Consider the following 26,275-nt stretch of genomic DNA (forward strand, 5'->3'; position numbering starts at 1 on the left):
TCTCCAGTGAAAATACTTTTGCGCAACTCTCAGGGACTCTTCAAAGCGGTAATGGCTGGGGCGCTGGCTTGTTCGCTTGCCGGATGCGGTGGCGGTACAACTCCACCCCCAGTGACTCCACCACCCGTGACGCCGCCTCCCGTCACACCTCCTCCTGTTACGCCGCCTCCTGTAACCCCACCCCCTGTAACGCCGCCTCCCGTTACGCCACCGCCGGTGACTCCACCGCCTGTCAGCAACCCCGGTGTGAGTTTTTCTGGCAAGGTATTGGCGGGCTCTCAGCCGATTGTTGGAGCGACCGTCCAGCTCTACGCTGCCGCAACCACAGGGAACGGCTCAGCTGCGACGGCTCTGCTTTCAAACGCACTCACCAGCGATTCGACTGGAGCCTTTACGGTGGCTGCGGGATATTCCTGTCCGACTGCCGCCTCACAGATCTATATTATCGTTCGCGCGGGGCAGGTAGGGAGCGCCATCGCGAATCCAGCGATTACGCTGGCCAGCGCGTTCGGTGCCTGCAACCAGATTACGGCCGATTCTGAGTTCGTCATCAACGAGGTGACGACTGCTGCTATGGCGTGGGGACTTGCACAGTTCTTCGGCACTGGCGGCAATGTTGGGGCCAGTGCGACGAACGCGCAGGGATTGGCGAATGCGGTGGCAACCGTTTCGAATCTCGCGAACCTTACGACTGGAGCTTCGCCTGGAGCGACTTTTCCCACGACCGGCGCCTCTCCCGCCACGAAGGTAAACGCCGTTGCCGATCTGCTCAACAACTGTACGGCTACGGCCTCAGGTTGCGATGCGCTATTTTCTGCGACAACTCCAAATGGAGGCGCGGCTCCGGACAATACGCTGGATGCGGTGCTTAACCTCGTGCGCAATCCGGGAAGCAATGTTGTTACGCTGTTTGCGCAACTGCCTCCAAGTGGCGCGCTACCCTTTGCACCGGTGCCCTCCAAAGCTCCGGCAGACTGGACACTGTCGATCAACTATCACGGCGGGGGAATCGATAAGAACAATCCTTCGGGAGTTGGCGTGGACGCTAATGGGAATATCTGGGTGTCTACCTATACGGGTGCTGTGGCTGAGTTTTCGGCGATCGGAACACCGATGTTTCCGAGCGGCATTATAGGCGGTGGGCTACTCAAATCGGATGCGCTTGCCGTTGATCCGCAGGGGAATATCTGGGTGCCAGACGGAGGCAGTCCAAGTGTCAATGGCGATTTTGGGAGTGTGACAGAGCTGAGTTCGACGGGGCAGGTGCTCTCGGGTGCTACGGGATTCAGCGCTGGCGGCATCAGCTATCCGACGGCTATTACGGTTGATACCAACGGAACTGTGTGGATACCCGATTACGGGAACTCGCGGGTTACTTTGCTCTCGAGCGCAGGTCAGCCGCTGTCTGGAACGAGCGGATATCAGTCGCTGCAGTTCAGCTTTCCGCTTGCGGTTGCGATTGATGCCAACCATAACGGTTGGATCGCCAACTTTGGCAACGATACGGTTAGCAAGGTTTCCGCCGATGGGAGTCAGATAGCCAGCTTCGCGAGCGGCAATGGGCCGGATGGTCTCGCGGTCGATCAACGCGGTTATGTGTGGGTCGCGAACCAGACAGGAAACAGCATCACCGAGCTAGCCAACGATGGAAGTGTTGTCTCGAGCGGCTACAGCGATAACAAAGCCAGCATACTTGCTCCGCAGGGGATCGTGATCGATGGATCGGGCAATGTGTGGGTTGCGAATCTACATAGCCATGCAATTACGGAGCTGGCGGGTTCGGCTGCTGCCTCGCCTATCTTGCCTGGCGCAATCCTGTCGCCGACGGCGGGCTATGCGTCAGATGCCGGGTTCACGGAGGCGTACGCGATTGTGGCGGATGCCAGCGGCAATCTTTGGGTGACTGACTTCAACAACAACACGCTTACGGAGATTGTTGGGGTGGCGACTCCAGTGAAGACTCCTGTGCTGGGGCCGCCGCAGACGCCTTAGTTTGAGGTTTCCACGTTGCGAAGTTGAGACTACCGCCTGCCGACGATGGAGGCGGTAGCTCTTTATTTTCTTGATTGTTTGATGCTATGGCTTAATCGTGAGCATGACTGCGCCGTGGCTGGGGACGTCGGCGGAGTAGGATCCGTTTTGCTTCCCGAGGTCGTTTGCTGTCCACAGGTTTCGAACCGATGCGGGCAGGCTGTCGGGATAGCCGATGTCGGTCCATGAAACGGCGATCTTCGTAGCTGCTGGGCCGCGGTTGAGAAGGACGACGGCGCGGCTGCCATCCTTCAGCTGTTTGGACCAGATCTCCTGATCGCCTGTCTTTTTCACTCTGCGTCCCTGTCGGCCGAGTGGGTCCTGGTCGATCGCGATGACTTCTTTGTTGAGAAGGATCTCTTTGGTGTCGGCGGTCATGTTGGAGATGTCGTTGCCTGCAAGCAACGGCGCAGAGAAGAGAGCCCACATGCTGAAGTGTGCGCGAGACTCTTCTTTGGTCATGCCGCCGTTACCGACCTCGAGCATGTCCGGATCATTCCAATGGCCTGGTCCGGCGTAGGTCTCCAGCCCGTTCATCTGGTCGATGATCTGGGTAACGCCGTTGCCGCCCCAGTCTTTTTTGCAGTCCCAGCAATCTTGAATGTCTCCGGTGGCGCGCCACAGGTTTCCGATCGATCCGGCCCATAGCCAGGGTTTGGTCGATCCCCACTCGCAGATGCTGAAGACGATGGCTCGTCCGGAGTCGGCGAGCGCGTTACGCATCAAAGTGTAGGATGATTCGCTGTTCTGTCCTGGCAGGGTGTTGCACCAATCTTCTTTGAGGTAATCGACGCCCCAGTTCGCGTATTGTTTTGCGTCCTGGTATTCGTGGCCGATGCTTCCGAGACGCTTGGCGCAGGTCATTGCGCCGGCATCGGTATAAATGCCGAACTTCAACCCCTTTGAGTGGACATAGTCGGCGAGCGCCTTGATACCGGAGGGGAAGCGCTCCGCATCGGCGACTATGTTGCCGCTCGCGTCGCGGCCTGTCTGCCAGCAGTCGTCGAGGATGACGAACTGATAGCCCGCATCCTTCATGCCGCTGCTGACCATTGTGTCTGCGGTCTCGCGCACGACCTTTTCGTTGAGCCCTTTGCAGCCGAACTTGTTCCAGCTGTTCCATCCCATAGGCGGCGTCTTCGCGAGGCCGTTATCTAGGGCTCGCCCAGAGGCTGGCATCATAACGGCCGCCATGATTGCAATACACACAGTCAAAATGTAACGAACTCGACGCATTCCTTGACTCCTCTTAGAAACAGCTAAATTCATCCTGCGAACTACACGAATTCTAATCGCCCCTAGAGGAAATCGCGCGTTAGAGCGACGCAGAACGAATCAGTTTGGAAGTAATCGCTTTTCGTAACATAGGAAGCGCAGTCCTGGTCTGTACACCAAGCTAATCTCTCCGGCGAGAGAGTAGCCGAGCTTCGGAAAGAGCCGCTGGGTTGCTTCGTTCTGTGTGTTGGTGTCTACGCGGAGGACGGTGATGCCGCGCTCGACTGCGACCTCTTCCGCCTTTTGCATCAAGGCGCCGGCTGCTCCCAGGCCGCGAAAGGCGGGATCGACGGCGAGCCGATGTACAACGATCGCCGGTTCTTCGATGTCCCAGCCAACCTGGGTGTAGTCGGGATCCTGGTCCATCGTCACGGCAGCGACGCCGGCGATGTTGCCGTCCACCACGGCGACCCATAACTGATTCAGATCGATATCGCGCTGAAAAACGGCTTCGTTTGGGTACGTATTGTCCCACTGCAGATTTCCTGTCGCGCGCATCAGTGGCACAACGCGGCGGACGAGGGCTATCAGCGGTGGGAGATCATCTTTTGTTGCCGGCCGAATCTGCATCGTCTTCCCAGCGTATCAGGACGATGATGCTACATGATTCGGAAGCGTTCGCGCATGAGCCGTTGAAAGCGCGGGCGCCAGATAAGGTCGTAGGCTAACTCTTTTCCGGGGAACATGGCCAGGGCCGCTTTTCTGGTGTCCGCGATCATCTGGGCTGCTTCATCGATCGTGAGGGATCCATCCTGCGCGATCACCTGCATCACCATGTTCATCATCATCTGCATTCTGCGGATCAGCTTCTGTTCTTCTGCCCGCTCTTCAGCACTGATTGCAACAGGTTCAACATTTGGCCCATTCAACTCCATCGAAACCTCCCGATCAAGTCAGCTACTCATGGATTAGATGCGTCGACAAGCTCCCGGATTTTTCCATCCCGTCCCAGCAGAAATGTGGTCAGTCCGAACTCATCCGTTCGATACAGCTTAGCCCGAGCCTCCGCAATTCGTTCTATCACTTCGTAGCGGGGGTGACCAAATGTATTCCCTTTACCGACCGATACGACCGCGTCTTTGGGAGCGGCGGCATTGAAAAACTCCTGAGTCGTTGAGGTCCGGCTGCCGTGGTGGCCGACCTTCAGAAGAGTGACTGGTGCAATTCTTCCGTGCGCGAGCATCTCGCGTTCGCTGGGCGCTTCGGCGTCGCCCTCTAACAAAACAGAGGCGTCGCCGTACTGCATTTGCATCACCAGCGAATCGTTGTTTACGGGATCTCTGGGATTGACGTAACCGGTCTCGGGTGCCAGCATCGTGATCAGCGTTCCTCCCCAAGCGACCTGGGCGCCGGCGTAAAAGTGGCGCACGGTAACGCCGAGGTCTTTTGCTTCGTTCAGAAGCGAACGGTAGGCGTCAGAGTTCGGGTCGATGCTGACCCAAAGTTCGCGCGGGCGGAAGTTGCGGAGGATTGCGGGCATTCCGCCCATGTGGTCGCTGTGGGCGTGACTTAACGCGACGATATCGAGTCGGCGAAATCTGCGCGACCAGAGATACGGCGAGACTACTTCCTCGCCGATGTCGAAGCGGCTGGTTGCTTCTGCTGCTTCGGTGACTCCGCCGACGGGTCCGCCGGCATCGATCAGCATGGTCGCACCGTCCGGTGCTGCGATGAAGATGGAGTCGCCCTGGCCGACATCGATTGCGGTTACCTCCATCATGCCTGGCGATACGATCGCATGCTCTGGCCACAATACGATCGCCGCGACGAGGGGCAGCACAATGACCGCAGCCCACGCCCAGACGTGTGATTGCCGCACAGCCCAGCAGCAGAAGGCCCACGCGGCAACTGCCAGCATGGCAACCCACCATACCGGGCCAGGTACGCGCAGATCGGCTGCGTGAACCGAGCTGATATGGCCGATCACTCCGGTGACTCCGTGAAGCAGTAGAGCGGTCATCGCGCCGGGAAGCAAGGCGATCCAGGGGCTGACGAGAGAGGTACAAAATGTAACGACTGCAGTGGGTGCGAGAATCGCTACCAACGGCACGCTCAACATGTTTGTGAGGACCGCAAACATGGTGGCGCGGTGGAAGTAGACTGCCATCGGCAGCACCATCACCATCTCCGCGACTACGCCTATCAGGGATAGCTCCAGCGCCCAAAGAGTGCCCCGGACGATTGCTGAGGGCAATCCTCTGGCCCAGTGGCCTAAGACGTTGGCGATGGCTTCGCTCCACAGTCGGAGCATAAGACGAAACTGTGCCACGCGAGGTGGAAGGGCTGCATCACCCCAGTGATCCCAGAGGCGCTCTGCGGCGCGGGCGTAAGGCAGAAAGCTTCGTTCTCCTAACGGGATTGCAATGCCGCCGATGGCGACGATTGCGAGAAAGGTCATTTGAAAGCTGGCCTCGAATAAGGCGCTTGGAGACAGCACCAGGACCGCCATCGCCGCGGCGCCCAAGGCGTTCAGCACGTTTCGATCTCGGGTTAGCAGACGCGCGAGGAGGAAGACGGTTGTCATGAAGAGGGCTCGTTGCACTGGGGCGCCAAAACCCGTCAGTAGTGCGTAACCAAAGGTGAGGAGGATGGTGAGCAGCGTCGCGAACCAATCGCGCAACTTCAGTCTGCTGGTCAGCCAGAAGACGAGTCCGGCAAGCAGACCGACGTGCATCCCCGAAACGACAAAGAGATGGAAGGAGCCGGTGCGCTCAAATCCTACCCGCTGAGTTTTGTTCAGGCCGGCGCGGTCGCCGAACAACATCGCGTTCAGCATCCCGCCGTCGTCGTCACTAAGCCGGAGGACCTTAGGGAGTCCATGATTTGCCTTCGAATGGATGTAGCCGAGAACGCGCCCGGAAGCCCAGTTTTGCGCTGCGAAGACTCGGCACTGCCACTGTGCTGTTCGGTCAGACTGAAGAAGGGGAGCGGAGGCAGACTCTTTGAGGACCGAGACCTTCGAAGCTCGCACACTAGAGTGAGCGCCTATGCCTTGAGCGAGAAGATAGTCGGCGTACTGCCATGCTCCCGGATCACGGTAATACTCGGCTACTTTCATTCGCATGGGAGCCTGCACGAGATCACCGCACTTGAGTGTTGGAAGAGCAGAGATGCCCGGTGCAGAGCTTTGTGCTGCGAGTTTGTCAGCGACGATATTCATACGGACGCCGCCTCGGACGGGATCCATCCACGCAACGTCGGGCGTTACCTCTTCGACAGAATCGACCTGAATATCGACCGAGAGTGCGCCGACCGCTGCGGCTTCCTCGGCCTCCTCTTTCTCGGCCCACCATCCCACCTCTTTATCGTGATCGGAGTCTTCGTGCTGAGGAGCCAGCTCGCGGATTCGCACGACGTGGCCTCGAACTTGTCTGCTTAGGCCATCTGCGTAGGATTTCAAAGTGTGTTGCGTTGGAGGAGCTGGCTGCAGCTCCGCGCAGAAGAGTCCAAGCGCCATCCACAATGCTGCTAGTGGGAGGATTGCGATTCGAAGAGACCATCGCAAGCTGGCAAAGGCTAACGGGCACAGTAAGGACATGGCGAGGAGAAGGATGACGGTTGGCGCATAATTATGCGTCATCACCTCGCCAAGTGCGAACCAGCAGACTGCGGTTAGAAGAGGAGCGCGGCGGAACTGAAGTGTGGGAATACGTGCGACCGCCCTCGGCCAAAGATCGGGGTTCGGCTCGGTCGTTCTTCCGGTCTTCAAAGCTCTGCCTGCGGACCGCACTTACTAACCATTTCAACACAACACGACGATGTTTATTTGCGCAAAACTACTACTGTTTCCAGATGAAACGTCTGAGGAAACAGGTCCACGAGATGGAGTTCTTTCAGCTTGTAGCCTGCGTCAACCAACATCTTCAGGTCTCGGGCCAGAGTCGTCGGATCGCAGGAGACATAGACGATCTCGGGAGCTGAAATTCGCGTAAGGAACGAGCAAACATCGGCTCCAACACCGGCTCGTGGCGGGTCCATCACGATCAACTGGGGTCGTTCGCGTTGGATAACCGCGTGGCGGAGAAAGTCGACAGTCGTTGCTTCTACGGCGCGTTTGCCCGGTCCCTCGAAGGAGTTGATCAAATCGGCGCCGACGGTTTCGACCGCTACGACCTGCTGGAATTTCTTTCCAAGGGCGCGAGAAAATAGTCCCACGCCGGCGTATAGGTCCCACGCGAGTTGGCCGTTGCGATCTGCCGCGACAATCCGAACAAGTTCGTCGACGAGGAAGCGGTTAACTTGGAAGAAGCCGCCACGGCTTATCCAGTAGTCTTCGTCAGCGGCGCGATAGCTTAGCCCGGTTGCGCCCCAACTCTCCAGCGGGCGCGGCTTCTGTACCTGGCGCTGAGGGCCTGTGAGTTTAAGGAGAGATGTGCCAGCACCTGCGAGCTCCGGTATCACTTGTTTCAAGTGCTCACAGAATGCAGCGAGTCCCGGTTGATCCTTTCGGACGAAGAGGGTCATCTGAAGTTTCTTTTCGTCGCCGGTTGTAAAGAACTCCACTTCGACGGCATTGATTAGCCAGCGTGCAACGGAAGGTGTTTGCGCTGACACCTGCAAAAGGCTTTGTGCGGCGCGCCAAAGGATTGGAGCCGCGATAGGGCACTCGCGAATGGCTAGAAATTCGTTGGTGCCTCGACGGTTGTAGCCTACTCTTGGAGTGCCGTCCAGTTCTTCGATACGCAAGCGCATGCGGTTTCTGTAACCCCATGGTGGGCCGATGTGACTCTCGATATTTGGAAGCGCCATCAATGCGGCGCGTTCTAGGGTCTGCTGCAGGATGGATGACTTTATCTTTACCTGCGCGGAATATTCGGCGTGCTGATACTGGCATCCGCCACATTCTCCGAAGTGCGAACAAGTTGGTTTGACGCGATCCTTGGACGCAGTTAGAACCTGTGACAGCAAAACTTCATCAGACGTTTTTTTCTGTTCGACGAGCTGCACTTCGACCAGTTCGCCTGGTAGCGTAAACGGCACCAGGAGCGCTTTGCCTTCGGGCTCATGAGCCAAACCTGCACCGCCGTAGACGGATTTTTCAATTTGTAACTTCATCCGTGGCTCATATAAAAGAGGCTGAGGCGAGGTAGTTTGCAGGCTTCAAGCAATCGCTTCTGGAGAAACTGCTGTTGCACTTGTTTGATCTGGACGGCCTGCATCTTGCCGCGGTAGGGCGCGAGTTCGCGGGTTGCCTGTTCGCGCAATGTCACCAGCTCTTGTTCTGATGTCGCGTTCGTCAAAGCGGCGAAGATCTTCTCTTCGAGCACGCTGAGGGTTCGGTCCAGCTCTTCGAGCGAATGCTTTGGTTCAGCGCGCAGGCCGAGAGCGAGTGCACGTAGGCGGACGGCGACTTCAGCGGCAGTTCCGTCGGCTGGCGAATTGAGTTTCGCCGATTCGATGGCAGCAGCGTTGCCTTCCAGATAGAGTGCTACGCGTTCGGTTTCAAAGCCGCTCTCTGTTTCGGTTGCGTGATTGGACGCGGCGCCGATGGAGGCTTCCATCGCCTGTTCTACTGCTTCCATGACGCTCTGTGCACACCATGCCAGGCCGTTCACTTTGCGGGTTCTGATCGTCGCGCGCAGGACTTTTGCATCATGCTTGTCGAAGGCGTTGTCGATTCCGCGCAACACTGCTTCAATGGGGATGCCTGCTTCACGCCAGGTCTCGATTAGCGCCCAGTCGAGCGTCGAGAGCATGAGGAGGGAGCCACGACGCTGCTGAAACCGCTCCTCGATCTCTGTGAAGTAATTGAAGTAGTTCTGCATGGGCTCTTCTACATCTTAAGCCAGCGGAGGCGAGCGTGCCGAATGGGTTGCTCCAGTCAGGCTCAGCGTCTTCTGTGCCGGTCCAGATTGCGCTCGTAGATGAGGCGCAGGCCGGTAAGGGTCAGCATCTCGTCGACTGCGCCGATGTACTTCGATCCGCTGGCGATGAGCTTCGCGAGGCCGCCTGTGGCAACAGTTTTCGTGTCAGGCCCCATCTCGGCGATCATGCGTTCAAGGATGCCATCAACTAGCCCGATGTAGCCGTAGTAGAGACCGATTTGGATGTTGTCTACGGTTCCGGTTCCGATGACCTTCGCAGGTTTCTTTATGTCGATGCGCGGGAGGCGGGCGGCGCGGGAGAATAGCGCGTCGGCTGAGATGCCAAGACCGGGCGCAATTGCGCCGCCAAGAAACTCTCCTTTTTTTGAGAGTGCGTCGAAGGTCGTCGCTGTTCCCATGTCCACGACGATGCAGGGACCACCGAAACGCTCGAAGGCTGCGACGCAGTTGACGATTCTGTCCGCGCCTAGTTCGGCTGGGTTGTCGGTCAACACAGGGATTCCGGTCTTCACGCCGGGTTCGACGAAGATGGGCTTGACGTGAAAGTAGAGTTCGCAGACCTGCCGCAGGGTTGAGTCCAACGGAGGCACTACTGATGAGATGGCGATGCCGTCGACGACTCCAAACTCCAGGCCTTTCAGGCCGAAGAGGTTTCGCAACAGGATGCCGAACTCATCGCTGGTCTGCTTCGACGACGGAGTGGTGATGCGCCAGTTCGCCACGAGCTCCGACCCTGTTGCGGCTTCGCCAGTGAGGCGATACAGCCCGAGGACGGTGTTTGTGTTTCCTACATCCATGGCCAATAGCATCGTTCGAATCTCCCACGCTGTCTTTCTAGAATGGTCGAACTCCGCCGGAGAGGACGGTGTGAAATTTTCCATCGTCTCCCGTAACGCGCAGAAATCCACGCGAGTCCAACCCAGTCGTCACGCCAGTATATCCGCCCGTCTCGTCTACTCGAACACGTTTACCGCGCACCCAGGTCGAGGCTGACTCAAATCTTTCCAGCAGCTTTGGGCTGGTGGATGCGTCGCGTAGTTCGTCTTCGAGGAGCTTGATTTGTTGATCGAGAGCTCGAAGGAGTTCGATCAGTACGTGTTCGCGGGAGTACGGGTTTCCGCTCTCGCGCCGAAGCGAGGTCGCTACCGCTTCAATATCTGGGGGGAAGCTCTGGTGATTTACGTTGATGCCGATACCGACGACGGCGAATCGCAGCAAGGTTGGTGTATCGGAGTGTGAAGGGATGGCGGAGGTCTCGACGAGGATGCCACCGCACTTTTTTTCAGCGAGGAGAAGATCGTTCGGCCAGCGAATGTCGGGTTGGAGGCCGGTGATGACGGCGATTGCAGCTTGTGCCGCGAGACCGGTGGCGAGAGAGAGCCAGAGCGCGTCGACGAGTGCCATATGGGGGCGCAGGAGCACGCTGAGATAGAGCCCGTCGCCGGGGATCGAATGCCAGGCGTGTCCGCCACGGCCGCGACCTGCGGTCTGCTCGTCGGCTATCCATACGCTGCCGTGGGCCGCGCCGGCCTGTGCGGCTTCGATTGCAAGCAAGTTAGTGGAACCTACAGTTGGAAGGTGCTGCAAGCGGTCTGCAAATGCTGTGCCTGAGAGCGCGGCTGCAACTGAGGATGCGTCAAATGAATCGGCCACCCGGTCCTCAGTAAATATCCGCTGTGATGCGCATGCTTAGATCGGCCGCCGCGGCGGAGTGGGTGAGCGCGCCGACGGAGACGAAGTCCACTCCGGCTAACGCGTAATCCCGCACTGTCTTCAAATTCATGTTGCCGGAGGCTTCGACAGGAACATTTGGCAGGGTTGCGCGGATCTGCTTGATCGCTTTCTTTACCTGCGATGGCGTCATGTTGTCGAGCAGGATAGACTCTGCGCCGCCGGCGATGGCTTGGTCGAGTTCCGGCTGACTGCGGACTTCGACCTGCACGACCTGCCCAGTCTTACGGCCTTCGAGTGCGTGTTCGAGCACAATAGGGAGACCGCCGCCGAGCGAGATGTGGTTGTTCTTGATGAGGATGCCGTCCTGCAGGTCGAGCCGGTGATTGACGCCTCCTCCGCAGCAGACTGCGTACTTATCGAGTGCACGGAGGCCGGGTATGGTTTTGCGTGTGTCGAGAACTTTTGTCTTTGTTCCGGCGACGGCTTTGACGAACTCGTTGGTCAGGGTTGCGATGCCGCTCATGCGCTGCATCAGGTTAAGGATCACGCGCTCGCAGGACAGGATCGCCCGCGCGTTGTGGCGGATGACAGCGAGGGTCTGGCCCTTTTTTACTTTTACGCCGTCGAAGATCTCTGGGTGGCTGATGACTTCGAATCGGCCTACGGGGGCGGGGGACATCTTTGCGAAGATATCGAGAAAGACTGGGATGCAGCCGAGTCCCGAGACGACACAGGCCTGCTTCGCGATGATGGTTCCGGAGGCTCGCAGATCTGGGGCGATCGTTAGAGCGGTGGTGACGTCGTTGGCGACTTTGTCTTCTGCCAGGGCAGCTTCAAGGATGGTGCGAATCCGTTTGCTCTTCCAGTCCATTCTGTAATCCTAAACCTCTTGTTTTTTGCAAAAAAAATCCCTGAGGCTGACTGGGAGGATTTTTTGCTATTTATGGGCTATTTCGAGGGGGTTTTGGAGAAACTGCGTATTCGGAGTGGTATTTCGCTGGTGAGATTGTGGTGGATTGATGGTGAAACGTGGTGTTTTGGACGTGTGTTTTTGGGAGGTAGAAAATACGCCGACTTTTGAAGATTTTCCTGTGAAAAATCTTTTGTCGGGAGAGGAGGAGGATTTGTGCGTAGGTTGCCCTGCGCGGGCGGCTCCCACTGGGGGTGTGTACCGGCTTCGCCCCGGCCTCCCGATGGTCGGCTGATATCTCATCGCGACCAACGGGAGCGCCAACCGAAGGGGTATACACGTCACGAAGTGACCGCACAGCGCGTAGCGGGCTGCCTGCAACCCGTTTTTCTTTGCCTACGCCGTTGCGTAGAGGCGGCAGTGCTCGAGGTAGGCGGTTTCGTGGCTGGCGATGAGTTCGACGATGCTGCTCCACATCCAGCTCGGGGCGTTGAGGGTCTTCGACCGGTTTCTGGTCAGCTCTGCCGCCCATTGCTTGCGGGTGGCAGCGTCCATCTGGCGGGCGTGGGCTTTGCCGACAATGCAGGCAAGATAGCTGGCGGCGTTGACGGCTTCTTCGCGGGTGAGACGATCGATCTCGAGCTTGAGGTCCTGGGGCATGAGTTCGCGTAGAACGACGGGGCGCCCGAGGAACTTTGCAGCGAGCATGCGTTCTCCGAGATACGGAGACAGGTTCGATGCGCCGGTGACAACTCGCTGGGCGAAGTCTTTGGGCATGTCTGCGTTTTTGGCTGCGGGGGCGGCGGCTCGAACGGCCTCTTTGATATCGACGAGGCAGTACTCCTTGTCTTTCTTTGGCCCTACGCCGAGCAGGACCGCGTAGCGTAGGCGGCCGAGGGAGCTGCAGCCCTTCATCCAGTAGGCGGCGTCGAGCACGCGGACTTTGGCGTCGTTGTCGCGGTGTTTGAGCGAGGTGATGAGCTTGCGCGCCTCTTCGGTCTCAAAGAGTTTTGTAATTTCTTCCTTCTCCTGGTCAGAGAGCGCCCAGAAGCGATCGCCCAGCGGGATGGTTGGCTTGACGTCTTCGATGCGCTCCTGCGCCAGATGCCGCCACTCGCGATTGACAGCTTGATGGAGCACGGTCTCGACGGGGCGCAGGTTCTTTGGATCTTTCGTTGCCTTCTTAGCGCGTTGGGGGATCATGGCGCTGCAGTATCCCTGAACCATCTGCTCCATCATGAGGGCGGTGGTGACACCGGGCAGGTCGGAGCCGCGGGCAGCGGTGGCGAGTGATAGGCCGAGCCGGATGAGGTCATGCGCGGGGTTGCCGATGACGGTCTGATCGAGGTCACGGATCTCGATCTCTACTTTGCCGTCGGAGTTGGCGACGGGGCCGAGGTTGCCTACGTGGCAGTCGCCGCAGATCCAAATTGGAGGTCCCTGGGGGAGTTTGCGGGCGGAGTCGGCCTTGAGCCACTCATAGAACTGGAGTGTGTTTCCACGGACATAGGCGTGCGCAGAGCGTGCCATCTTGAGGCGGCGGCGTTCTTCGAGGATTGCTTGACGATCGGCTGGTTTGATCTCAACTACTTTTTTCCGCATCAACCAGTATTAGCAGAAAATTCACATTTGTTGTGTGTCTTGCGTGCGACATGTGCGCGTGGTGAAAGTTTTCGATAGTGATCAGTTTGATGGAATGACTCAACTTGGCGAAGAGACGAATTTCGATCCTCACCTTTTTGAGTGCAGATGATCGCTTCGCTGGAATGCACGTCGACCCGAATTCTGCATCGTTGGGAACGACCTGACATCTATTAGATGAATATCGAAGTGTCGAATTCAAGAGACGAAAGAGGAAGCATTTCATGGCGAAGCTTGCGGGTAAGGTAGCAGTGGTTACAGGAGCATCAAAAGGCATTGGCGCCTCCATCGCCAAGCACTTGGCGGCCGAGGGAGCCTCGATCGTTGTGAACTACGCTTCGAGCAAGGAGGGCGCCGACAAGGTCGTTGCTGAGATTGTCAAAGCTGGTGGCAAGGCCATAGCGGTCGGCGGCAGTGTCGCGAAAGAACCCGAAGTCATCGAGCTTCTTGCCAAGACGAAGGAGGCCTACGGCAAGGTGGACATCCTCATCAACAACGCGGGCGTCTTCGCGTTTGGCCCGGTCGACCAGATCACCCCGGAAGAGTACCACCGCCAGTACGACACCAATGTGCTCGGGGTCTTTCTAGCTACTAAGCATGCACTGCCCCTCTTTCCTGAGACCGGTGGCAGTATCGTCAACATCAGTTCGGTGGTCAGCACCTTCGCTCCTCCGTTCGGCTCGGTTTACTCGGGAACCAAGGGCGCCCTTGACACCATCACCAAGTCGCTTGCCAAGGAGCTTGGCCCCCGTAAGATCCGGGTCAATGCCATCAACCCCGGCATGGTTGAGACAGAAGGCGCAGTAAGCCTCGGTGTAATCGGCAGCGATATGGAGAAGCAAACGGTCGCAACGACGCCACTTGGCCGCATCGGACAGCCGGAAGACATCGCCCTACCGACAGTGTTCCTGGCCTCAGAGGATGCACGTTGGATCACTGGCGAGACGATCTTCGTCTCAGGTGGATCGGGTATCTAAGCCGTTTTGAAGCAAACGGAAGAGGAGAGCTTACATGCTCTCCTCTTTTTCGTTCAGACTTTCGATCTATGTGGGCTTCTAGTTCGAAGCCTTCTGTGAAATCTCTTTAAACCCAGGCGGGACAATAAAGCTTGAGGCGTTTACGGTTCGGGAAAAACTGGTCAACTGAGTATTCGTCTCCATCAACACGCTTGAGGTTGGCTGTGCTGGCGTTGCCTCCGAGTCAGAGTCAGTTGGAGGGGGATCAGGCTTCTTCTTATGGCCGAACCCTCCAAGTCCGCCGAATGCTCCTAATTTGCTGGCTATCGCGGCAGAAGTCGATTGCTGCGCGACTTCTCCTGCAGTCGGCGTCGCAGGTTGAGCATCTGCGGGAGGCAAGGGAGCTTCCGAAGCGGCCGGTAACGGTTTGCCGTCCGTGGTCATTCCCATCCTCATGACCTGGAGTACGGGAGTTCCTTGCAGCTTGGACATCTCTTTCGCCATCTCTGCCATTCCCTGACTGGCGCCCTGATACTGCGCCAGCATGGCTGGGTTGATCGCGCCAGTGAAAACCGTTCCCATCTTCAGCGCGAACTTGCGATAGAACTCCCTAACCTCGTCGTACCCCGGAATCTCGGCCGCCAGCCACATATCGTTCGTTATTGCCATGGAGCCTGTCTGCCCTGAACTCTTGTCAGTGGCATCCATATTCATGTTGAGAATCGACTCGTTCGCGTTCAACCCAGCGACTTCCCTGGATTGGCCAGTACTCCGCACGTGGACCTGGAACTTTATATCCGTATCCGCTGGTTGTTCTTGAGTTGATTTCGCAGTCTTTTGCTGTTGAGCTTTTGCCTTCTCCGCAGCGGCCTGCATCTGCTGCTTCATCTCTGCAAAGGTTGTGACCGTATATTGTCGTTTCGAGTTGTCGATATTCGTGATTGTCTCTGCATCAAGGTCGATGATCTCAGTTCGATCGGTGTTGATGTGAGCCATGCGATTGCCTTGTATTGAGACGGTTGACACAGTTGGCTCTCCCACCTGGCGAGCCTGTTTGCTGAAAGTTCCGGCCATTTTCATGAGGCCCAACATTGATCCACCTGTCATTTGCGTTGTTTCTGTATACGTAAAATCCGCATGAAGTGAGAGACTCGCACCCACAAGAATTCCCAGTACTCCAAATGTGACGACCTTCATTTTGTGTCTCCCTGTGCTGAAGTTTCTTCCCCGGCCCATGGATCTCAACAAAAGTGAACTCGATCAGAGACTTCTCGAGCTCAAGTCGAAATAAATCACGCAAGCCTTTTGAAGGCTCCCCACCTTAGCCACTAACGCCACTACACAAGGCAGTGCGAGCTATTCACAGCGGGATTATTACATACTTGTCAGGTCTCAAGGACACGTGGGCAGCGCGGGCGCGTTTCCTAAAGACGGAGTCTTGAGAATCTCCGGGGTCGTACTCTCCGAAAAGCTGACCTTTTCGGAAACTAACGTGGCTGGACGGGAGGCGATCGTTTTCGTCCCCTCGACAACTAGCGCCAGCGGAAGATGCGCAGGGAGATGGCGAAGGGGATGATGAGCCATGCCAAGAGGATGGCTACGGGCGCGATGAGCTGCTGCAGGCTCAGTCCTTGAAGCATGTTGCCGCGCATGGCGTTGATGGCGGCGGTGAGAGGCAGGGCTCGAATCAGGGGCTGGACGACTGCGGGAAAACGTGTGGAGGAGAAGAAGACTCCGGAGAAGATCCACATGGGGAACATGACGAAGTTCATGAGGCCGGAGACGGCTTCGATGGTCTTGGCGCGGGAGGCTGTGAGTAAGCCAAGGGCGGAGAAGGCCAGTGAGGTGAGAACGCAGAGCAGAGCGAGCTGCAGGATCGATCCGCGGAAGGGCACTCCGAAGACAAGTCTCGCAAAGCCGAGAAAGGCGGCGACTTCGATGACGAGCATGACCAGGCGCGAGAGGAGGAAGGATGCGAGGTACTGCCAGCGTGACATGGGCGAGGCTACGAGACGCTTGAGTAGTTTCTTTTGTCTCGCGTCTACGATGGCGAATCCCATTCCCCACATGGCGGAGCCCATGAGGTTCATGCCCAACAGGCCGGGTACTACGAAGTCGATGTAGCGGGAGCCGGTCTCGTGGACGAGTTCCTCTTTGGTGGGGAGGGCTTCGTGTCTGCCGGCTGCGGTTTGGATGGCGCGGTCGGCGAGGAGCTTTGCGGTTCGCGCGTCGGGGTTGGTGGAGTCGTACTGGTAGATGGTTGTGTCGGGTCTCTGCACGGCGAGGAGCAAGATGCGTCCTGTGGCTAAGGCTTGCGTTCCTGTGGCCTCGTCCATTGTTATGGAGGTGAGAAGCTTGTCGGTGTTGAGCGCCTGGGTTAGTTGCAGCGTGGTTGCGCCAACCTGGAGGACTTCGGGTGGACGATTGCGAAAGGCGATGCCGAGGCCGGCGGCGAGAAGGATGGGGAAGATGAAGATCCAGAAGATCGCCTCGGGCTCGCGCAGGAAGAGGCGGAAGCGCATCATCGTGAGTTGATAGAGGCTGCTGAACTCCAGATTATTCATCGCGCAGGTTCCTTCCGGTGAGGCTTACGAAGACATCTTCGAGTGTGGCCGAGTGGGTGCGGAACTCGTCGAGGTGAAGGCCTTGCGAGGCTAGTACGGAGAAGATTTTTGGCACGGCGGTGTGGAGTTCGCGTACGGAGAGCTGGTGGATGCCTGCGGTGAGGCGGTGGGACTCCACTCCGTCGATTGCAGTGAGGAGGGCTGGATCGACTGCGCCATCTCTGTTGTCGCGGCTGGTAGCGGCAAACTCTACGATGTGCTCTCCGCCGACGGAGGCGATGAGCCGCGGTGGCGTGTCGAGCGCGATGATGCGGCCGTGATCCATGATGGCGACGCGATCGCACAGGCGCTCGGCTTCGTCCATGTAGTGCGTGGTGAGGATGATGGTGCGGCCTTCCTGCTTGAGGCGGTCGAGGAGGTCCCACAGGTTGCGCCGGGCCTGGGGGTCGAGGCCGGTAGTTGGCTCGTCGAGGAAGAGCAGCTCGGGATCGCCCACGAGGGCGCAGGCCATGGCGAGGCGTTGCTTCTGGCCGCCGGAGAGTGTGCCGACGCGGGCGCTACGCTTCTCTTCGAGTTGTGCGGTTTTGATGGAATCTTCGACGGTGATGCCGCGGTGGAAGAAGCTGCGGAAGAGGCGCAGGGTTTCTTCGACGGTCATCTTCTCGGAGAACTGGGTCTCCTGCAACTGCAGGCCGATGCGTTGGCGAAGCTCGTCTGCATTGGTGCGCCAGTTGAGGCCGAGGAGTTCGACGTCGCCGCTGTCGGGTGCTGTGAGGCCTTCGCAGATCTCGATTGTGGTCGTCTTTCCTGCGCCGTTTGGGCCGAGGAGACCGAAACACTCGCCCGGCGTTACCTCTAGATCGATGCCATTCACGGCTACGACATCAGCGAACGTCTTGCGGACTCCGCGCAACAGCAGCGATGGACGGTCGGCCTGCGGCTTTGCGTTCAGCATGGAGAGGTGGCCTTTGGCTTCGAGGGTGGCAGCTTGTCGACGAGGATCTGGACAAGCTGATGGACGGAGGTTTGACCGACGTCACGGAGAGCGGCGTATTCGCTGATTTCGATGTGACGAATGCGGGGATCTTGAAGCAGTAAGCCGATCAGCTCTTTGCCTTCTTCGAGGCTGAGTCCTTGTTCGTGAGGGAAGTAGATTGCGGTCAGATCGCTTGCGCGGAAGACGTCGATATCCAGGTGCAACAGGATTGCAGCCGAGGGTGGTATCGCTGCGAGAATTTGCTGGGCCGATTGTCGAATCCCGATGCGCCGGAGATCGGCCAGAGAGGTGGACTGGATGCCTGTTTCCGGCGACTGCGAAGGGGTGGTCCAACCCACGAAGGAGACCTGCGAGGGTTTGAGCGGTGGCCCGTTCCAAAACGGAGAGTCATGGGTGAGAAACCAGACGGCACAGGAGGCGGCGCTCTGACTGCGGGAGGAGATTGGCGCTGCGTCGTCGCAGTCTCCGTCGATGTAGAGGACGTGAATGTCGTTTGATGTGGCTTTGCTTAAGGCTTGTGCAGTTCCTACGACGATGCTGCAGTCGCAACCAATCAACAGCGGAGTTTGTCCGGGCTGAGCGAGTGTTCCGGCGAGATGCTTGCTCAGCAGGTCCCAGACAATTCGTGGAGCTGGCCAGTTTCTGACGGGAGGAATGGAGTGATGGGGAAGATAGCTGGGTATCGGGAGATTGCCGGCATCGACAGCGTTGCGGCCGGCGTCGTTCAGCCGCTTTACCAGATCGGCGTCACGGTAGGCCTGAGCGTCGTTCTCGTTTCCGGGATAGAGCGATCCTGCGCGAAGTGGAACTCCTAGAACTACGTAAGTCGGAGTTGCCTGGTGTGCGTTGGGAGATGGGTGGATCGGTTGCCCTTCGGCGTGCGTGCCGTCCAGCGTGAGCCGAAGAGCAGCTGCGCCCGCTGTGGTCAGGAACTCTCGCCTCTTCATTCAGCACCTCGTTGCGGCAAAGCGGTCTGAAGACAAGTTTTACCTGATACAAGCGGGAAACGTCAGCTTTCTTTGCGGTAGAGGAGTTCGCGCATGGCTTGTCTTCTGGCGGCGTTCGCTTCACTCTCGTTCTTGCGTTCGTCGGCGTCCATGTGGCGCTTGGTAACGGGGTCTGTTGATTCTTCGGTGCTGCACTCTGGACAGCGATTGGCGAAGCCTGGTTTATCGGGTTTCAACTCGAACTCTTCGGAGCAAACGGCACAGACTTTGATCGGAAAAGGCATAATCTCCATGATAAAACGACTGCGGTTTTAGTGCGCCCTGCGCGGGCGGCGCCCACTTCCTGGGGTGTATACCGGCTTCGCCTTGGGCCTCCCGTTGGTCGGCAGGGATTTTTTTGCGGCCGCTGTTGCATTATGAACTTGACCAATTTTTACGTAAGTATTAGCTTACGGTAAGTGAATACTTACCAAGAGCGTCAATTCGATGCCCTCGGCGATGTGACTCGACGCGCTCTGGTTGAACGGCTTCGTCGCGGACCGCTGCCGGTAGGAGAGTTGGCGCAAGGTCTTCCAGTGAGCAGGCCAGCGGTCTCGCAGCATCTTCGGATTTTGAAAGAGGCGAAGCTGGTGCGTGATGAGGCGTCAGGAACGCGGCGGTACTACAGTTTGGATCCGAATGGCTTTGCGATGTTGCGAAAGTATCTGGACAACTTCTGGGGCGAGGCCCTGGAAGCATTTCAAGCGAAGGTAGAGGAGAAATGACATGCCGGAGAGACAACTGAATCCGCAGAACACGATGACGATGGATGTGGAGACGCACGAGATCGAACCCGTTCGCAAGAGCATTCGCGTGCGAGCCGATGCGGCGCGTGCCTTCCGCATCTTCACCGAAGAGATGGACAGCTGGTGGCCGAGGACGCACCATATCGGCAACTCGCCGATGAAGCGGGTTGTGGTCGAGGGCAGGCCGATGGGTGCGATCTACACGGAGCAGGAAGATGGGACGAACTGTCCGTGGGGATCGGTGCTGACGTGGGAGCCGCCTCATCTTTTTGTGATGGCGTGGCAGATAAGGCCCGACTGGCAGTACGAACCGGACCTTAGCAAGTGCAGCGAGGTTGAGGTGAGGTTTACGCCGGCGGATGACGGAACGACGCTGGTCGAACTGGAGCATCGCGGGCTGACTCGCCATGGCGTGGGATGCGCGAAGATGCGCGAGCAGGTGAACTCCGAGGGAGGATGGGGCGCTCTGCTTGGGATTTTCGCAGGCAAAGTTGGCGGGGCAGCGTGAGGGCTGCGGCATGGTTTCGCGCTGCGGCTGTGGTGATGCTGCTGTTTGCTGTGGGCCACACCTACGGTTTTCTGGCCTTCCGCCCGGATACGGCGGAGGGCCGTGCCGTGTGGGATGCGATGAATAAGGTGCGCTTCTCCGTGGGCAGCACGACATTTAGCTATGGCGGTTTTTACATTGGCTTTGGGCTGTTCATCTCTGCATTTCAGGTTTTTTGTATCTGGCTGGCGTGGACGCTGGGTGCGATGGCGCGGGCCGGGGAGATGGCGGCGCGCAGGATTGCGTGGGGAATGTTCGTGCTGCAGTGCTTTGGGACTGTGCTGTCGCTGCGGTACTTTTCCCTTGGGCCTGTGGTGCTGTCTGCGATCGCTGCGTTTTGTTTTTTGATGGGTGCGCTTTCTGTGCGGAGGACCGCTGGATGAATCGAGCGATCGCAGCCTGAGTTTATTGTCACGGGTGGGCGTTGGGTGTATCGAAACCCTCTTTCCTTCGAATTTAAAGAGCTGAAGTCCTAACTTTTTAGTTGACAGAATCTGTGCGCACGACCTATTGTCCTAATTGTTTAGGAGATCGTCATGGGTCAAGAGCCAAAAGATACCTTAACGAAGCTTGAGTTGCAGATCATGAAGGTCATCTGGCGGCTTGGGGCGAGCAACGCCGGAGCCGTGCAGGATGGCCTTGAACAGCAGCTGGCTTATACGACAGTGCAGACCATGCTCAACATCCTTACGAAGAAAGGCAAGCTGAAGCGCAGGCTCCGGGGCCGGTCGTTTGAGTACAGTGCGACGATCAGCGAAGCCGCTGCGTCACGTCATGCGGTTAGAGATCTGGTGGATCGGATGTTTGGCGGATCGAGCGAAGAACTGGTGATGAGTCTGATCAAGAGCAAGCAGATTGATGCGAAGCAGATCGCACGGCTGAGCAGGATGCTCGAGAAGAAAGGAGGCCACGAGGATGAACGCTCTTGAGAGCTGGACGTTGGGGTACCTTCTGAACTCGATATGGCAGGTGCCGATGATATTCGCGGCGGGATGGATCGCAGCGCGGATCCTGCGGCAGAGTGGGCCACGGATGGAGCATCGTGTGTGGGTGATCGCGATGATGGTTGAGGTGTTTCTGCCAGCATGTCGGATTCGCCCGAGCGACCTGATCCACGAGGTTTTGAGGATGGTGCTTCGGGGATCTGGTGCGGTGCATGATGAGGTGCGAGTTGCGATTGGAGCAGGCATTAGCTCCGGGGTGGAGATGCTGCGAGTTCCGAAGAGTGTGCTCGCGGCGGCGGTGTTGGGTTACGGATGCAGTCTGCTGTACTTCGCGGGCCGGCTTGGGTGGAGGCTTTGGAGTACGTGGTTGATGGAGCGTGAAGCAGAGCGCATGGTTTTAGCCAGCGGACCGATGACGCGGTGGAATCGATGGGGCAGCGTTTTTGGTTGCGAGCAGGCAGAGGTGGCCGTGTCCGGGATGATCTTCGGTCCGGTAACGGTGGGGATTAGAAATAGTGTGATGATCGTGCCGCCGGGATTTTTGGAGAAGATTACGGACGAGGACCTGGATGCGGTGATGGCGCATGAGTTCGCTCATATTCAGCGTCGCGATTTTGCAAAGAATCTCGCATACGGCCTGTTGTCTCTGCCTGTGGCCTATCATCCGCTGCTGTGGCTGACGCGGTCGCGGGTCGCGGAGAGCAGGGAGATGGTCTGCGATGCGATGGCGGCGAAGGCTGTAGCCGGGAGTGAGAGTTATGCACGGTCGTTGCTAAGGCTGGCGTCGTTGCTGGTGAACAACGAGCCGGATAGGACACTTCACGCCATCGGAATTTTCGATGCCAACAGCTTTGAGAGGAGAGTTATGACACTGAGCGAAGAACGTGCAGACGTAAGAGGAGTGCGGCGGTTTGTTATGACTGCTGTTTGTGGAGTCGCTGGCCTGGTAATGTGTGCATCGGCGTTGGCGCTGCGCGTGGAGGTATCTGGGCCAGCGATGACTTCGACGGCTCAGGGAACGAACTCGGCAAGGCTGACAATTCCCATTCTTAAGAATGACGCGGTCTACAAAAGGCCGCCGGTTTATCCGGTAGAGGCGAAGGCGACGAAGAACACGCTGAATGGGCCGGTTGTGCTTGCGGTCACTATCGATGAGAACGGAGTGCCTACGGACGTGCATATGAAGAAGAGTCTGCGGGCCGACTACGACGAGAGCGCACTGACAGCGGTGAAGGAATGGCGCTGGAATCCGTATCTGCTTAACGGAAATCCTGTTGCGGTGGATACGACGGTCACGGTTAATTATTTACTTGGCAAGTAAGTGGGTCGAAGCTGAAGGCTTCAAGGCTTGTCGTTATGTGCGGTTGTATCGAGGTACTTGATGAGGATCACTTCGTTGCCGATTGCGTTGTAGATTAGCTCGTCGACGGTGCCGCTTGCGAGAAGAAGACCGTATCCTCCGGCGCGCATCCCCTGTTCCTTGCGTAGCAGGATGTGGGCTGTGGGATCGGTATCGGGATTTGCGATGGCCGCGTGGGCGAGGGATTCTTTCTGGAAGCCGGTGCCGGGGTCGCGAACACGGAAGACCATGGTGCGGGCGGTGCGAATGGCGTTCACTTCGACAACTTGTTCGGGATTGAACTTTGCTCCGTGTTCCATGGCGTTCATCAGGATCTCCCGAAAGGCCTGGATGATCTCCTGTCGTGCGTCCGCGGGTAGTTGGGCGCTGAGTTCCTTTGCGAACGAGAGAAGGCGCTCGGCTGTGACGAGGCGGCAGTTGGCGCGGATGGAGACCCAACCGGGGCGGGCCGAGAGGATTTCGATGTCGTCTCGCGATTGGTTGTCGGACGCCGCCTTGGCGACCAGGGTCGCGATCTCCTGAGTATCGAAGGGAGGGGTGAAACAGCCGAAGACCCTGGCTTTCAGTGCGGCGATGACCTTATCGGGGGTGCTGTGTTGCGCCAGCACGATGCACTTCAGGTCGGGCCGGATGGAACGCATCTCTTCGAGGAGCGCGAGGTTCTCATCGATATCGCTATCGGCGCTGGTGATGACGACGTCGAAGCGCCGGGTACGCAACCGTTTCAGTGCGTCGGCGGGGCCTGCCGAATACACCGTAGGCAAGTGAGCGGCAGCGAGTTCGCGGCCGATCTCGCGGCTGATCGGGGTGTGACTTCCGATGATGAGAACTCGGCTCATGTCGTGCTCCGAGACGCGGAAACAAGTTGATTCTAGACGATCAACTTATGCGAGACCCTCGTCCGATGGTGTGATCGACCTGTTCCGTCAATTGCCCAGGGCGTCGAGGGCGGCTTTCGCTTTGTCGTAGAGGATCTTGGTTTCGGCGTGTTGTTTGCGCAGGCCGTCGACGATGTGGGCGGGAGCTTTGGACATGAAGGTTTCGTTGTTGAGTTGCTTGTCCGCGGAGGCGAGGCCCTTTTCGTACTTGGCGAGGTCTTTGGTGAGGCGCTCGCGTTCGGCGACTACGTCGATCTGGCGCTCGTAGATGACGGCTACGTCGAACTCCGCGGTGGAGCGAGCGTTGCTGCCTGTCAGGGATTCGGTGGCGAACTCTACTGCTGATACGCGTGCCATGCGCGAGAGGACGTCTGCGTTACCGTCTGCGAGTGCGAGGACGCGATTGCCTGCGTGAATGGTGATCGGGGTGGCTTCTTTTTCGGGGACGCCAAGTTCTTTGCGCAGGCCGCGTACGGTGACGATGAGATCTTGCAGGGTTTTCATCGCGCTCTCGGCGATTGGGTCGGCGGGGAAATCGGCGGCTTGTGGGTAGCGAGTGAGTGCGACGGATTTGGCGGGAGGCTTGCCTTCGTACAGGGCATGCCAGATCTCTTCGGTGAGGAAGGGCATGAAGGGGCTGAGGAGACGGAGGGCACTCTCGAAGATGCCGACGAGGGAGGCAAGTGTGAGGGCGGTGGTTGGGTTTGGTTCGGCGCCTTCGGTGAAGTCGAGACGGAGTTTCGCTAGCTCGAGGTACCAGTCGCAGAACTCGCCCCAGAAGAACTGGTAGATGGCGTTGGCGGCTTCGTCGAAGCGATAGTCGGCGAGTGCGCGGTCGACTTCGGCGGAGACGGCCGACAGGCGCGAGAAGATCCAGCGAGTTTCGAGAGGAGTGTCGTCGGGCAGCGAGGGGACGGTGCCGCTCTCGCGCATGGTCATGTTGTAGCCGGCTTCGCGGGCACGGTCGACGTTCATGAAGAGGAAGCGGGCGGCGTTCCAGATCTTGTTGGCGAAGGCGCGGTAGCCTTCGGTGCGGGCTTCCGAGAAGGCGATGTCCGTGCCGGGCGAGGCCATGCTGGCGAGTGTGAAGCGGACGGCGTCGGTGCCGAAGCGCTCGATGATGTCAATGGGATTGATGACGTTGCCCTTGGTCTTGGACATCTTCTCGCGGTTGGCGTCGCGGACGAGACCGTGGATGTAGACCTCGCGGAAGGGGACTGCATCTTTCAACTCGCGCTTGCTGCCGTCGGGCATGGGGACGTCGAGCATGAAGTGAGTGCCGAGCATAATCATGCGGGCGACCCAGAAGAAGAGAATGTCGAAGCCGGTGACGAGAAGCTGGGTGGGGTAGAAGGCGCCGAGGTCTGGCGTAAGGTCCGGCATGCCGGTGTCGGCGTTCGGGTTGGGCCACCCGAAGACGGTGAAGGGAAGCAGGCCGGAGGAGAACCAGGTGTCGAGGACGTCGGTCTCCTGCGTGATGTCGGTGGAGTTGCAGGTGGCGCAGTGAGTGGGTGTTTCGCGCGAGACCGTGATGGCGGCGCAGGCTTTACAGTGCCACGCAGGGATGCGATGGCCCCACCAGAGTTGGCGAGAGATGCACCAGTCGTGGATGTTGCGCATCCACTCGTCGTAGGTCTTGCGGTACTGGTCGGGCGTGAATTTGATGTAGCCTTTGTCGACGGCTTCGATGGCTTTGTCGGCGAGCGGCTGGATCTTGATGAACCACTGCTGTGAGAGGCGCGGCTCGATGACGACGCCGGTGCGCTGCGAGAGGCCGATGGCGTTGGTGTGCTCCTTGATTTCGACGAGCAGGCCTTGTGCTTCGAGGTCGGCGACGATCTTTTCGCGCGCGGCGTAGCGGTCGAGGCCGTGATAGGGAGAGCCGGGGAGGAGGACGTGCGCGGTTTCGTCGAGGATGGTGAGGTTGGGCAGGTTGTGGCGCTGGCCGATGGCGAAGTCGTTCGCGTCGTGCGCGGGTGTGACTTTTACTGCACCGGTGCCGAACTCGGGCTTGGCCCAGTCGTCGGCGAGGATGGGGATCTCACGGTCTGGCTGGCTGTTTATGCCGCTTAGCGGTAGACGAACGAGTTTGCCTTGCAGCGCGAGGTAACGATCGTCGGTGGGGTTTACCGCAACGGCTACGTCGCCGAGCATGGTTTCGGGGCGCGTGGTGGCGATGACGATGGAACCACTACCGTCCGCGAGCGGATAGCGGATGTGATAAAGCTTACCGAGGCGCTCCTCGTGCTCGACTTCGAGGTCGGAGACGGCGGTCTGGGCGACGGGGTCCCAGTTGACGATGTAGGCTCCGCGATAGATCAGGCCCTGCTCGTAGAGGCGGACGAAGGCTTCTTTCACGGCGGGCGAGAGCTTGTCGTCCATGGTGAAGTATTCGCGGGACCAGTCGACCGAGGCGCCGAGGCGCTTCATCTGGTCGAGGATGGCTCCGCCGTAGAGCTCGCGCCATGCCCAAACCTTTTCGACGAAGGCGTTGCGGCCAAGATCCTGACGGGTTTTACCTTCTTCTTTAAGTTGGCGTTCGACCATCATCTGGGTGGCGATGCCGGCGTGGTCGGTGCCGGGGACCCAGAGGGATGTCTCGCCGCGCATGCGATTCCAGCGGGTGAGGATGTCCATCTCCGCCTGGTTGAGCATGTGGCCCATGTGCAGGCGGCCGGTGACGTTGGGCGGCGGCAAAAGAATGGTGAACTTCTTTCGTGCGTCGTGCGTAGTTTCGGGAGTCGGAACGTCAAACAGGTGTTCTCGAACCCAGTACTCGGCCCAGCGTTGTTCAATAATGGACGGATCGTATGCTTTTGGAAGTTCCTGGCTCATCGGTGCTTTAAGGGTAGCATCCACTGGGCTTAACCGTTGGCAGGCGGAGCTTGGCCGAAGTTTCAGGAAAAGCGATTCGCCGGGATGCATGCACCGCCGTACACTA

The 26,275-nt window shown here is 58.3% G+C and carries 24 protein-coding genes; 7 read left to right on the forward strand and 17 right to left on the reverse strand.

Annotated features, from left to right (window positions below; all coding sequences use genetic code 11):
• Positions 1 to 6: 6 nt before the first annotated feature.
• Positions 7 to 1,992, forward strand: a complete 1,986-nt coding sequence (locus tag HDF14_RS11980; protein ID WP_183976891.1) for an NHL repeat-containing protein — start codon at positions 7 to 9, stop codon at positions 1,990 to 1,992.
• Positions 1,993 to 2,076: 84 nt separating this feature from the next.
• On the opposite strand, the gene HDF14_RS11985 is transcribed toward HDF14_RS11980, so the two are convergent.
• The 10 genes from HDF14_RS11985 to HDF14_RS12030 all read right to left on the reverse strand — a co-directional run bounded on the left by HDF14_RS11985 (position 2,077) and on the right by HDF14_RS12030 (position 13,317).
• Positions 2,077 to 3,267: an alpha-galactosidase gene (locus HDF14_RS11985; protein WP_183976893.1), complete on the reverse strand. Its 1,191-nt coding sequence runs from the start codon at positions 3,265 to 3,267 to the stop codon at positions 2,077 to 2,079.
• A 99-nt stretch (positions 3,268 to 3,366) separates the two neighbouring features.
• Entirely contained in the window at positions 3,367 to 3,876 is a 510-nt protein-coding gene (locus tag HDF14_RS11990; RefSeq protein WP_183976896.1) for a GNAT family N-acetyltransferase, read from the reverse strand.
• A gap of 29 nt (positions 3,877 to 3,905) precedes the next feature.
• Positions 3,906 to 4,181, reverse strand: a complete 276-nt coding sequence (locus HDF14_RS11995; RefSeq protein WP_183976898.1) for a hypothetical protein — start codon at positions 4,179 to 4,181, stop codon at positions 3,906 to 3,908.
• 26 nt (positions 4,182 to 4,207) lie between these two features.
• A complete protein-coding gene (locus tag HDF14_RS12000) occupies positions 4,208 to 7,015 on the reverse strand; it encodes a ComEC/Rec2 family competence protein (RefSeq protein WP_183976910.1) in 2,808 nt (935 codons plus the stop codon).
• A gap of 53 nt (positions 7,016 to 7,068) precedes the next feature.
• Positions 7,069 to 8,361, reverse strand: a complete 1,293-nt coding sequence (rlmD, locus tag HDF14_RS12005) for a 23S rRNA (uracil(1939)-C(5))-methyltransferase RlmD (protein WP_183976912.1) — start codon at positions 8,359 to 8,361, stop codon at positions 7,069 to 7,071.
• Positions 8,358 to 9,071 carry a hypothetical protein gene (locus HDF14_RS12010; protein ID WP_183976914.1) on the reverse strand — a complete coding sequence of 238 codons (714 nt, stop codon included), beginning with the start codon at positions 9,069 to 9,071 and terminating at the stop codon, positions 8,358 to 8,360. The genes rlmD and HDF14_RS12010 overlap by 4 nt, the downstream gene beginning before the upstream one ends.
• 62 nt (positions 9,072 to 9,133) lie before the next feature.
• Entirely contained in the window at positions 9,134 to 9,940 is an 807-nt protein-coding gene (locus HDF14_RS12015) for a type III pantothenate kinase (RefSeq protein WP_183977455.1), read from the reverse strand.
• A gap of 25 nt (positions 9,941 to 9,965) precedes the next feature.
• Positions 9,966 to 10,784: a biotin--[acetyl-CoA-carboxylase] ligase gene (locus tag HDF14_RS12020; protein ID WP_183976916.1), complete on the reverse strand. Its 819-nt coding sequence runs from the start codon at positions 10,782 to 10,784 to the stop codon at positions 9,966 to 9,968.
• Positions 10,785 to 10,791: 7 nt separating this feature from the next.
• Entirely contained in the window at positions 10,792 to 11,676 is an 885-nt protein-coding gene (nadC, locus tag HDF14_RS12025; protein WP_183976918.1) for a carboxylating nicotinate-nucleotide diphosphorylase, read from the reverse strand.
• A 435-nt stretch (positions 11,677 to 12,111) separates the two neighbouring features.
• A complete protein-coding gene (locus HDF14_RS12030) occupies positions 12,112 to 13,317 on the reverse strand; it encodes a DUF2252 family protein (protein ID WP_183976920.1) in 1,206 nt (401 codons plus the stop codon).
• Between the two features lie 263 nt (positions 13,318 to 13,580).
• Between HDF14_RS12030 and HDF14_RS12035 the strand changes: the two genes are divergently transcribed.
• Entirely contained in the window at positions 13,581 to 14,333 is a 753-nt protein-coding gene (locus HDF14_RS12035) for an SDR family NAD(P)-dependent oxidoreductase (RefSeq protein WP_183976922.1), read from the forward strand.
• Positions 14,334 to 14,411: 78 nt separating this feature from the next.
• Here HDF14_RS12035 and HDF14_RS12040 read toward each other — a convergent pair whose 3' ends face one another.
• The 5 genes from HDF14_RS12040 to HDF14_RS12060 form a co-directional block, all read right to left on the reverse strand.
• Positions 14,412 to 15,509, reverse strand: a complete 1,098-nt coding sequence (locus tag HDF14_RS12040) for a hypothetical protein (RefSeq protein WP_183976924.1) — start codon at positions 15,507 to 15,509, stop codon at positions 14,412 to 14,414.
• 335 nt (positions 15,510 to 15,844) lie between these two features.
• On the reverse strand, positions 15,845 to 16,876 hold the full coding sequence (locus tag HDF14_RS12045; protein WP_183976926.1) for an ABC transporter permease: 1,032 nt from the start codon (positions 16,874 to 16,876) through the stop codon (positions 15,845 to 15,847).
• Complete coding sequence (locus HDF14_RS12050) at positions 16,869 to 17,831, reverse strand: ABC transporter ATP-binding protein (RefSeq protein WP_183976927.1); 963 nt, start codon at positions 17,829 to 17,831, stop codon at positions 16,869 to 16,871. Before HDF14_RS12050 ends, HDF14_RS12045 begins: the two co-directional genes overlap by 8 nt.
• A complete protein-coding gene (locus HDF14_RS12055) occupies positions 17,825 to 18,820 on the reverse strand; it encodes an arginase family protein (protein ID WP_183976929.1) in 996 nt (331 codons plus the stop codon). Before HDF14_RS12055 ends, HDF14_RS12050 begins: the two co-directional genes overlap by 7 nt.
• A gap of 62 nt (positions 18,821 to 18,882) precedes the next feature.
• Positions 18,883 to 19,104: a hypothetical protein gene (locus tag HDF14_RS12060; RefSeq protein ID WP_183976931.1), complete on the reverse strand. Its 222-nt coding sequence runs from the start codon at positions 19,102 to 19,104 to the stop codon at positions 18,883 to 18,885.
• Positions 19,105 to 19,278: 174 nt separating this feature from the next.
• On the opposite strand from HDF14_RS12060, the gene HDF14_RS12065 reads away from it, so the two are divergent.
• The 5 genes from HDF14_RS12065 to HDF14_RS12085 all read left to right on the forward strand — a co-directional run bounded on the left by HDF14_RS12065 (position 19,279) and on the right by HDF14_RS12085 (position 22,417).
• The gene (locus HDF14_RS12065; protein ID WP_183976933.1) at positions 19,279 to 19,584 is read left to right on the forward strand and encodes an ArsR/SmtB family transcription factor; all 306 of its coding nucleotides are present in this window, start codon (positions 19,279 to 19,281) and stop codon (positions 19,582 to 19,584) included.
• Between the two features lies 1 nt (position 19,585).
• Complete coding sequence (locus tag HDF14_RS12070) at positions 19,586 to 20,113, forward strand: SRPBCC family protein (RefSeq protein ID WP_221304662.1); 528 nt, start codon at positions 19,586 to 19,588, stop codon at positions 20,111 to 20,113.
• On the forward strand, positions 20,110 to 20,535 hold the full coding sequence (locus HDF14_RS12075; protein ID WP_183976935.1) for an LIC_13387 family protein: 426 nt from the start codon (positions 20,110 to 20,112) through the stop codon (positions 20,533 to 20,535). Before HDF14_RS12070 ends, HDF14_RS12075 begins: the two co-directional genes overlap by 4 nt.
• Before the next feature lie 153 nt (positions 20,536 to 20,688).
• Positions 20,689 to 21,081 carry a BlaI/MecI/CopY family transcriptional regulator gene (locus HDF14_RS12080; RefSeq protein ID WP_183976937.1) on the forward strand — a complete coding sequence of 131 codons (393 nt, stop codon included), beginning with the start codon at positions 20,689 to 20,691 and terminating at the stop codon, positions 21,079 to 21,081.
• Positions 21,068 to 22,417 (forward strand): M56 family metallopeptidase, encoded by a 1,350-nt coding sequence (locus tag HDF14_RS12085; protein ID WP_183976939.1) that lies wholly within the window; start codon positions 21,068 to 21,070, stop codon positions 22,415 to 22,417. Before HDF14_RS12080 ends, HDF14_RS12085 begins: the two co-directional genes overlap by 14 nt.
• 20 nt (positions 22,418 to 22,437) lie before the next feature.
• On the opposite strand, the gene HDF14_RS12090 is transcribed toward HDF14_RS12085, so the two are convergent.
• Both HDF14_RS12090 and HDF14_RS12095 read right to left on the reverse strand, forming a co-directional pair.
• The gene (locus HDF14_RS12090) at positions 22,438 to 23,295 is read right to left on the reverse strand and encodes an ATP-binding response regulator (RefSeq protein WP_183976941.1); all 858 of its coding nucleotides are present in this window, start codon (positions 23,293 to 23,295) and stop codon (positions 22,438 to 22,440) included.
• An 87-nt stretch (positions 23,296 to 23,382) separates the two neighbouring features.
• Positions 23,383 to 26,169 (reverse strand): valine--tRNA ligase, encoded by a 2,787-nt coding sequence (locus tag HDF14_RS12095; RefSeq protein WP_183976950.1) that lies wholly within the window; start codon positions 26,167 to 26,169, stop codon positions 23,383 to 23,385.
• Between the last annotated feature and the right edge of the window lie 106 nt (positions 26,170 to 26,275).

It is taken from the genome of Tunturiibacter gelidiferens (assembly GCF_014201335.1).
Taxonomy (GTDB): Bacteria; Acidobacteriota; Terriglobia; order Terriglobales; family Acidobacteriaceae; genus Edaphobacter; species Edaphobacter lichenicola_E.